9 protein-coding genes and 1 pseudogene are annotated in these 9465 nt (G+C 72.4%); 8 read left to right on the forward strand and 2 right to left on the reverse strand.

The window, feature by feature from the left end:
• Positions 1 to 14 precede the first annotated feature (14 nt).
• The 7 genes and pseudogenes from atpD (at position 15) to J1M46_RS01650 (ending at position 4577) form a co-directional block, all read left to right on the forward strand.
• Entirely contained in the window at positions 15 to 1478 is a 1464-nt protein-coding gene (gene atpD, locus J1M46_RS01625; RefSeq protein ID WP_206446243.1) for a F0F1 ATP synthase subunit beta, read from the forward strand.
• Positions 1478 to 1738, forward strand: a complete 261-nt coding sequence (locus J1M46_RS01630; protein ID WP_206446244.1) for a F0F1 ATP synthase subunit epsilon — start codon at positions 1478 to 1480, stop codon at positions 1736 to 1738. The genes atpD and J1M46_RS01630 overlap by 1 nt, the downstream gene beginning before the upstream one ends.
• Positions 1735 to 2451 carry a peroxide stress protein YaaA gene (locus J1M46_RS01635; protein ID WP_206446245.1) on the forward strand — a complete coding sequence of 239 codons (717 nt, stop codon included), beginning with the start codon at positions 1735 to 1737 and terminating at the stop codon, positions 2449 to 2451. The genes J1M46_RS01630 and J1M46_RS01635 overlap by 4 nt, the downstream gene beginning before the upstream one ends.
• Before the next feature lie 184 nt (positions 2452 to 2635).
• Positions 2636 to 2833: pseudogene (locus J1M46_RS15170) on the forward strand (HNH endonuclease); the annotation flags it as partial.
• Positions 2834 to 3037: a hypothetical protein gene (locus tag J1M46_RS15175; RefSeq protein ID WP_241248976.1), complete on the forward strand. Its 204-nt coding sequence runs from the start codon at positions 2834 to 2836 to the stop codon at positions 3035 to 3037.
• A 180-nt stretch (positions 3038 to 3217) separates the two neighbouring features.
• Positions 3218 to 3562 (forward strand): TfoX/Sxy family protein, encoded by a 345-nt coding sequence (locus J1M46_RS01645; protein ID WP_206446246.1) that lies wholly within the window; start codon positions 3218 to 3220, stop codon positions 3560 to 3562.
• Between the two features lie 61 nt (positions 3563 to 3623).
• Positions 3624 to 4577: an aldo/keto reductase gene (locus J1M46_RS01650; protein ID WP_206446247.1), complete on the forward strand. Its 954-nt coding sequence runs from the start codon at positions 3624 to 3626 to the stop codon at positions 4575 to 4577.
• A 7-nt stretch (positions 4578 to 4584) separates the two neighbouring features.
• On the opposite strand, the gene J1M46_RS01655 is transcribed toward J1M46_RS01650, so the two are convergent.
• Entirely contained in the window at positions 4585 to 6501 is a 1917-nt protein-coding gene (locus J1M46_RS01655) for a gamma-glutamyltransferase family protein (RefSeq protein ID WP_206446248.1), read from the reverse strand.
• Positions 6502 to 6629: 128 nt separating this feature from the next.
• On the reverse strand, positions 6630 to 8792 hold the full coding sequence (locus tag J1M46_RS01660; RefSeq protein ID WP_206446249.1) for a heavy metal translocating P-type ATPase: 2163 nt from the start codon (positions 8790 to 8792) through the stop codon (positions 6630 to 6632).
• A gap of 90 nt (positions 8793 to 8882) precedes the next feature.
• On the opposite strand from J1M46_RS01660, the gene J1M46_RS01665 reads away from it, so the two are divergent.
• Positions 8883 to 9465: hypothetical protein (locus J1M46_RS01665; protein WP_446698546.1), on the forward strand; the 583-nt coding region annotated here is incomplete at its 3' end.

A 9465-nucleotide genomic window follows, 5' to 3' on the forward strand; every position in this document is an offset into this window, starting at 1 on the left:
GAAAGGCAACCATCATGACCATCACTGACACCACCGAGACCTCGCAGACGCAGGCCGGCGTCGGTCGCGTCGCTCGCGTGACCGGTCCCGTCGTCGACATCGAGTTCCCGCACGACGCGATCCCCGGCATCTACAACGCGCTCAAGACGACCGTCGACTTCGGCGACGGCACGCCGGCGCAGGAGATCACGCTCGAGGTCGCACAGCACCTCGGCGACGACCTCGTCCGCGCCATCGCGCTGAAGCCGACGGACGGCCTCGTCCGCGGCCAGGAGGTGCGCGACACCGGCGAGTCGATCACCGTTCCCGTCGGCGACGTCACCAAGGGCAAGGTCTTCAACGTCATCGGCGAGGCGCTCAACCTCGCCGAGGGCGAGACCCTCGAGGTCACCGAGCGCTGGGGCATCCACCGCAAGGCGCCGTCGTTCGACCAGCTCGAGTCGAAGACGCAGTTGTTCGAGACCGGCATCAAGGTCATCGACCTCCTCACGCCCTACGTGCTCGGCGGCAAGATCGGTCTGTTCGGCGGTGCCGGTGTCGGCAAGACCGTCCTCATCCAGGAGATGATCCAGCGCGTGGCATCCGACCACGGCGGTGTCTCGGTGTTCGCCGGTGTCGGCGAGCGCACCCGTGAGGGCAACGACCTCATCCACGAGATGGAGGAGGCGGGCGTGTTCGACAAGACCGCCCTCGTCTTCGGCCAGATGGATGAGCCCCCGGGCACGCGTCTCCGCGTCGCGCTGAGCGCGCTGACGATGGCGGAGTACTTCCGCGACGTGCAGCAGCAGGACGTGCTGCTGTTCATCGACAACATCTTCCGCTTCACGCAGGCGGGCTCGGAGGTCTCGACGCTGCTCGGCCGCATGCCCAGCGCCGTCGGCTACCAGCCCAACCTCGCCGACGAGATGGGTGTGCTCCAGGAGCGCATCACGTCGACCCGCGGTCACTCGATCACGTCGCTGCAGGCCATCTACGTGCCCGCTGACGACTACACCGACCCGGCCCCGGCCACGACGTTCGCGCACCTCGACGCCACGACGGAGCTGAGCCGCGAGATCGCGTCGAAGGGTCTCTACCCGGCCGTCGACCCGCTCACGTCGACCAGCCGCATCCTCGACCCCCGCTACCTGGGCGACGACCACTACCGCGTCGCGACGACGGTCAAGCAGATCCTCCAGAAGAACAAGGAGCTGCAGGAGATCATCGCCATCCTCGGTGTCGACGAGCTGTCCGAGGAGGACAAGATCGTCGTGAACCGTGCGCGCCGCATCCAGCAGTTCCTCTCGCAGAACACCTACATGGCGAAGAAGTTCACCGGTGTCGAGGGTTCCACGGTGCCGCTCAAGGAGACGATCGAGTCGTTCGACGCGATCGCCAAGGGCGAGTTCGACCACGTGGCCGAGCAGGCCTTCTTCAACGTCGGTGGCATCTCGGACGTCGAGGAGAAGTGGGCGCAGATCCAGAAGGACAACGGCTGATGGCTCTCACCGTCAGCATCGTCTCCGCTGCGGAGGAGGTCTGGACCGGCGAGGCCACGCAGGTGATCGCCAAGACCACCGAGGGCGAGATCGGCATCCTGAAGGGCCACGAGCCGGTGCTCGCGGTGCTCGCCGCGGAGGGGCAGGTGCGCGTCACCGACAGCTCCGGCACGGTGCACGCCGTGGACGCCGCCGATGGCTTCCTCTCGGTCGACCACGACCGGGTCGAGATCGTCGCTCGGAACGCCAAGCTCACGTGATCGTCCTGCTGCCGCCCAGCGAGACGAAGGCGGCAGGCGGGAGCGGCGCAAGCCTCACGACGGCCAGTCTGGGATTCCCCGGGCTGGCCGTCGCCCGTTCGCGGGCACTGGCAGCGCTCGACCGCCTGGTCGCCGCCGGGCAGGACGTCTCGACGCCCGCGAAGGCGCGCGCCGCCGCCGACAACGCGGCCGTCCGCTCCGCGCCGACCATGGCGGCCATCGAGCGCTACACGGGCGTGCTCTACGACGCCCTCGGCGCCGCCTCGCTCGACGACGACGCCCGCGCCTGGGTCGAGACCCACGTCGTCATCCAGTCGGCCCTGCTCGGCTTCGTGCGCGCATCCGACCGCATTCCCTCGTACAAGGTCTCCGAGCACACGAAGCTGCCGGGGGAGCGGATGCGTGACCTCTGGTCCGATGCCGGTGCGGTCATCGACGGGTTCGCGCTCGACCTGCGATCGAAGGCCTACGCCGCGCTCGCGCCGGTCGCCGGTGCGGTGCCGGTCGAGATCGTCTCGCCGGAGGGCAAGGCCCTCAACCACTGGAACAAGGCCGGCAAGGGCGCCCTGGTGCGCTCGCTCGCTGAGGCTGCCGTCGAGGCCGATACGGCGGATGCGCTGGTGCGCTGGGCGGCGTCGGCGTCGGTGCCGCTGACCCGCACCGAGACGGGCCTGCGCCTGGTCGTGCAGGACCCGCGCTTCGCCCCCGTCTGACCTGCCTCGTTGGTCGAGCGCGCCCCGCGCGCGTATCCAGACCGCCCCTCCGCTGGCCGAGCGCGCCCCGCTCTTCGCCGCTGGTCGAGTAGCGCGCGCAGCGCGCGTATCGAGACCGGCTCCGCGAGTTCTCCACACCCCGTTCGAATCTCTCTTCCCATGTCAGTGGCCGCTGATTGAATGCCTGCATGTTCGAGGACGGCATGGATGCGGAGGGGTACATCGATGCTGTCCGTGCCGGCGCGATCGCGACGGCCGTTGCCGCTGGCCCGGCTGCAACACCCCCGTCTACCGCGCCGACGTCGACCACACCCACGACTGGGACGCCGGCGGCGCGACCACCATCGGCAACCTCGCCCACCTCTGCCGCCGGCACCACACGATGAAGCACGCCACCGCCTGGACCGTGCAGCAGCTCGAAGACGGCGTGCTCGAGTTCACCAGCCCCCTCGGCATCGTGCTCCGCAGCGAACCCGAGCCCCAAGGACCACGCTTCACCGCCACCGACGACACCTTCTGGGGCACCATGACCTGCACCCAGCCCAGCCTCCCGAACGCGCCACCACTGGTGGACACACCCTTCTGAGACCGACCATCTGGACGCCGCACGCGCCTGCGCGTGTCCGCTGAAGGCCGCGCTGACACCGGCCGCGCTGACACCGGCCACGATGACGCTTTGCTCGCCGGCGCTGCCCGCATGACCGCCCTTCGTAGCGCCCGGATACGGGCGCGGCGCGCGGCCGGCAGATCGTGCGATGATCGCCGCATGTCGAACAGGCCCGAGACGCTCGAGCGCATCCGCGAGGCCTTCGAGCCGCTGCCCATCCGGCTCCAGCCGATGTTCGGCGAGCAGGCGATCTATTGCGACGACCGCATCTTCGGTTTCGTCTGCGACGACACCCTGCTGCTGAAGCTCGTGCCCGAGGCGACCGAGCTCACCGAGCACCTCCCGCGCGGCGAGGCATACCCGGGCTCGAAGCCGTACGGCGTCGTCGACGACGATGCGATGGACGACATCGACTGGCTGCACGAAGTGGCGCAGACGATCGCCGCGACCCAGCCGCACAAGCCCGCGAAGGCGCGGAAGCCCGCGTCCGGCACGGCGAAGTGACGGTGCCCTGGACGATCTGCGGGCGGCTGAGATGCCAGCCGACCTCGATAGCCTGACTGACATGACGCGCACACTCGGCACCTCACGGCTCGTGGTCTCACCCATCGGCCTCGGCTGCAACAACTTCGGTCGCAAGGGCACCCGCACGGAGGACCAGTCGGGCACCGACGCGGTGATCCACGCAGCCATCGACCACGGCATCACCCTGTTCGACACCGCCGACATGTACGGCCAGCCGCCCACCACCTCAGAGACGCTCATGGGCGTCGCACTGGCGAAGGCCGGCAGCGCCGCCCGCGACAAGGTCGTGCTCGCCACGAAGTGGGGCCACCAGGGCGTCGACCTCGTGGGCGCCGAGCAGTGGGGGCCCAAGGGTGCTCGGCTGTACATCCGCAACGCCGTCGAGGCATCGCTGCGCCGGCTGCAGACCGACCGCATCGACCTCTACCAGCAGCACACGCCCGACCCCGCGACGCCCATCGAGGAGACCGTGCGGGCGCTCGACGAGCTCGTCGCCGAGGGCAAGATCCGCGCCTACGGCCACTCCAACTTCAGCCCCGAGCAGATCGCCGCCGCGGCCGAGGTCGAGACGCCCAACGGCTTCGTGTCGGCGCAGGACGAGTACTCACTCGTCGCCCGCGACGTCGAGAAGGAGGTGCTGCCGGCCGTGCTCGAGACCGGCATCGGCTTCCTGCCCTACTTCCCGCTCGCCAACGGCCTGCTCTCCGGCAAGTACTCGAAGGGCACGGGCCCGGCGGATGCGCGCCTGACGGCCCTGAAGCCGCAACTGCTCGAGCAGACCGACTGGGCGCGCATCGACGAGTACGAGCGCATCGTCAGCGACGCCGGCCGCACCATGCTCGAGACCACCTTTCAGTGGATGCTCGCGCAGCCCGCCGTCACGAGCGTCATCGCCGGAGCGACGCGGCCCGAGCAGGTCGCGCAGAACGCAGCCGCCGGCAACGGCGAGCTCGACGGGGCGACCATCGAGCGCATCGCCGAGCTCTTCTCCTAGCTAGCGGCTACCGCAGCACCGCGTAGCCCTGCTCACCGCGCGGGTTCGCGGCCGCCCTGATCGTCGGCAGGCCGGGGCGCTCGTCGCCGATACTTCCCGAAGCGACCGCGCCCGCCTGGAACGACGCGAACGAGAGCCGCCCGAGTGACCAGGGCCCCGCATCCGTCACCACGTGACCGCGCCGGCGCAGCTCGGCGATGGTCGCCTCGCCCAGCCGCGACTCGACGTGCAGCCCGCCCGGCTCCCACACCCGCGGCTCGAACGACGAGATCAGGTGCGTCAGGTGCCAGGCGGGCGCGTCGATCGCCGCCTGCGGGCTGAGCCCCAGCACGCGCATGCCCAGCAGCATCGAGAGCTGCCACTGATCCTGCTGGTCGCCGCCGGGCGTGCCGAGCGCCGCCACCGTGCCGTCGTCGTCGACGAGCATCGTGGGCGACAGGGTGGTGCGGGGGCGGATGCCCGGGGCCAGGCTCGTGGGCAGCCCGGGTTCCAGCCACAGCATCTGGGCGCGCGTGCCGAGGCAGAAGCCGAGCTCGTCGATCGTCGGGCTCGACTGCAGCCAGCCGCCGGACGGCGTGGCCGAGACGACCATGCCGTCTCGGTCGACGACGTCGATGTGGCAGGTGTCGCCGCGGGTGGGTTCGCCCGTGCCGGCCGATGCGCTGCCGGCCTGTGCGCTGCCGGCCTGTGCGCTGCCGGCCTGCGCGGTGCCGGCCTGTGCGGTGCCGGCAGGCGCTGCGCCGGCGGCGGCGCCGGCGGCCTCGTGCTCGGCGGCGGTGCGCACCTGCGCGAGTCGGGGAGGGCCGTGCAGGGCACCGGGCCGCAGCTCGAGCGACGCCTGCTCGCCGATCAGCGCTCGCCGCTCGGCGAGGTGGTCGGGGTGCAGCAGGCGCGAGAGGTCGGCGCCGTCGCCGAACCAGGCGTCGCGGTCGGCGAACGCGAGCTTCACCGCCTCGGCCGCGAGGTGCACGAGGTCGGCCCCGAACGCACCGGGCCCCAACGCATCGGCCCCGAACGCACCGGGCCCCAACGCATCCGACCCCTCGTGCTCGGGCAGCAGCGGGTCGAGGATGCCGAGCGCCTCCAGCAGCGCCGGGCCCTGCGTCCAGGCGCCGGCCTTGTGCACGGTGGTGCCGCGCCAGGGGAGCGAGAGGGTGTCCTCCCACTGCGGGCGCCAGGTCGCCAGGTCGTCGCCCGTGAGCAGGCCTGCGTGGGGGTCGCCGGTGGAGTCCATCTGCGGCTGGCGGCTGTGGCGGTCGATGGCCTCGGCGACGAAGCCCTCGCTCCAGGCGGCGATGGCGGCATCGCACGCCGCCTCGCGCGCCTTGCCGCGCCCGGCGTCGGCGAGGCGACGGTAGGTCTCGGCGAGCGCCGGATTGCGGATCACACCCCACTCGGCCGGCGCCGGGTCGGCCCAGAGCGCCGCCGAGGCGGGCCAGTGCTCGCGGAAGAAGTCGGCGCGGCCGGCGATCGTGCGCGCCACCCGCGGCAGCACCCGGTGGCCGCGGTCGGCCAGCTCGATCGCGAACGCCAGCACCTCGGCGGGTGCCCAGCTGCCGTGGTCGCGCAGCAGCGTGAGCCACGCGGGCACCGCACCCGGCACGACCGCGGCGAGCAGGCCGGTGCCGGGGATGTGCTCGATGCCCTCCGCGCGCATCCGCTCGATGGTTGCGGCGGCAGGCGTGACGCCCTGCCCGCTCAGCACCCGCGGCTCGCCGCCGGGCACCCGCACGATCAGCGGCATGTCGCCGCCGGGGCCGTTCAGGTGCGGCTCGACCACGTGCAGCACGAAGCCGGCAGCGGCCGCCGCGTCGGCGGCGTTGCCGCCCCGCTCGAGCACGGCCATGCCGCTCGAGGAGGCGAGCCAGTGGGTGGAGGCGACCGCCCCGAACGAACCGGTGAGCTCGGGCCGCGTGCGCATCATGCAGACACGGTAGTGCCGCCGCGCCCGACGCCCGCCACAGCTATACGGCGGTTTGCTCCTCGCGCGCCCCGCGAAGCGCGAATCGCCGTATACCTGCGCCGGCGCGCCGCTCAGCGCCCGCGCGGCGCTCAGGCGGCGAGCGCCCGCGCGGCCGATCGCGCCGGGTCGAGGTCGAGCCGGCGCAGCAGCTGCGCGTTGAGCGCCACCACCACCGTCGAGGCCGACATCAGCAGCGCGCCCACCGACATCGGCAGCACGAAGCCGATCGGCGCGAGCACCCCGGCCGCGAGCGGCACCGACAGCAGGTTGTAGCCGGCCGCCCACCAGAGGTTCTGCACCATCTTCCTCGCGCTCGCGCTCGAGAGCTGCACCACCGAGACGACGCTGCGGGGATCCGAGCTCGCCAGGATCACATCGGCCGAGGCGATCGCCACGTCGGTGCCCGCGCCGATCGCGAGCCCCACATCGGCCCGCGCGAGCGCCGGCGCATCGTTCACGCCGTCGCCCACGAACGCCACCCGGCGCCCCTCGCCCTGCAGGCGGGCGACCTCGCGCTCCTTGTGCTCGGGGCGCACACCGGCCGCCACCCGATCGATGCCGAGCTCCTTCGCGACCGACTGCGCCACCGCCTCGGCGTCGCCCGTGACCATCGCGACCTCGATGCCCAGCGCGTGCAGCGCATCCACCGCCTGCTTCGACTCCTCGCGAATCGCGTCGGCGAGCCGCAGCGCACCGGCGACCTCGCCGTCGACGACCACGTGCAGGATGATCGCGCCCTCGGCGCGCCACGGCTCGACGCCCGGCAGCTCCTGAGCGCCCTCCTCGGCGAGCATGTGCGGCCCGCCCACGCGCACCGTGCGGCCGCCGACCGTGGCGGTGACGCCGACGGCGGGGGAGGACGTGAAGTCGGATGCGTCGGGCACCGTCAGGCGGGCATCCTCGGCCGCGCGCACGATGGCCCGGGCGAGGGGGTGCTCGCTCGGGGTCTCCGCCGCGGCGGCAAGTGCGAGCAGGCGGTCGCCGGCGTCGTCCTGGCCGGCGTCGTCCTTGCCGCCGTGCGATTCGGCCACGAGGTGCTCGAGCACGACCGGCTCGCCCGCCGTGAGCGTGCCGGTCTTGTCGAAGAGCACGACATCGATGTGCCGCATGGTCTCGAGCGCGAGGCGGTCGGCGATCAGCACGCCGCCGCGGGCCGCGCGCTCGGTCGCGATCGAGACGACGAGCGGGATGGCCAGGCCGAGCGCGTGGGGGCAGGCGATCACGAGTACGGTGACCGCACGGATGACGGCGTCGTCGGGCATGCCGAACAGCGACCACGCGATGGCGGTGATGACGGCGGCGCCGAGCGCGAACCAGAACAGCCAGCCCGCGGCGCGGTCGGCGAGGCGCTGCGCCTTGGAGGTCGAGGCCTGCGCGTCGGCGACCAGGCGGCGGATGCCCGCCAGCGTGGTCTCGTCGCCGACCGCGTCGATGCGCACGCGCACGCCCGAGTCGGTCGCCACGGTGCCCGCGACCACCCGGTCGCCCTCGCCGCGCGCGACCGGGCGCGACTCGCCGGTGATCATGGCCTCGTCGAAGCTGGCCGATCCCTCCACGACCACGCCGTCGGCGGGCACGCGCGCGCCGGGGCGCACGACCACCACGTCGTCGAGCTGCAGCGCGTCGGGGGAGACGAGCTCGGTGCCGCCGTCGACGACCCGCTCGGCCTCGTCGGGCAGCAGGGCCGCGAGCGAGTCGAGGGCGGAGGAGGTCTGCGCGAGCGAGCGCATCTCGATCCAGTGGCCCAGCAGCATGATGACGATCAGCAGCGCGAGCTCCCACCAGAACTCGAGCTGGTGGTCGGCCAGCCCCAGCGTCGACGCCCAGGAGGCGACGAACGCGACGGTGATCGCGAGGCCGATCAGCAGCATCATGCCCGGCTTGCGCGCCCGCAGCTCGTCGACCGCTCCGGTGAGGAACGGCCGGCCGCCGACGACGTACATGACGGTGCCGAGCACGGGGGCGACCCACTGGAGCCACGGCCAGTCGGGCAGGGCGTAGCCGACGATCGAGGCGAACATGCCGCTCAGCAGCACCGTGGGCACAGCGAGGGCGAGCATCCACCAGAACAGGCGCCGGTAGATCGCGACGTGATCGCCGTGGCCCGCGTGGCCGCTGTGGCCGGCGTGCGCGTCGTGATCGGTGTGCGCGTCATGCCCGGCGTGCGCGTCTTGACCGGCGTGCGCGTCGTGACTCGCGTGTGGGTCGTGCGTCATCGGTGCCTGGTGTCCGTGCTCGTGGGTCCCGCTCATGCTGCCCACATTATACCCCCTAGGGGTATATATCCACACCCCTTCGCCGGGATGCAGCGCGGAGCGCGCCCCATGCCGCACCCTGCGCCCATGGAGACCATTCGCATCCGTACCCCGCAATCCCTGCTGCAGCTGCTGCCGCGCCTGGTCGGCGAGGTCGCTGCACCATCGCTCGTGGCGCTGCCGTTCTCAGACGGCCGCTCCGGCATGCCGATGGCGCTCGACCTGCCGGCGGCACGCAGCGTCGATGCCGCCGCCCGGGTGATCCGGTCGAGCGCGCTCGGCGCCGAGGCCGTCGTGCTGATCGCCTGCCTGCCCGAGTCGCTCGGCACCGGCCCACTGCCGCTGCGCGACGAGCTGCTCGGTGTGGCCGAGCGACTCGATCGCGCGGGCATCCGCATCCTCGAGCTGCTCGCGATCGCCCCCGACGCCTGGGGTGACTACGCCCACCCCGACGCCGCGCGCGGACCGCTCGCCGAGCTCGACCTGCTCGACGACCCGGCCCCCGGGGTGCCCGCGCCCAAGCGCGTGCCAGGAGTGCCGGAGGGCGACTGCGGCGCCGCCGGGCAGGCCGTCGCCGCCCGGCTCGAGGCGCTGCAGCGCGCTGAGCTCGATGCAGCCCGCGCGGCGCCGATCGACGCGCTCGAGCTCGCAGTGGCGCTCGCACCACAGC

It is taken from the genome of Agrococcus sp. KRD186 (genome assembly GCF_017168255.1).
GTDB lineage: Bacteria > Actinomycetota > Actinomycetes > Actinomycetales > Microbacteriaceae > Agrococcus.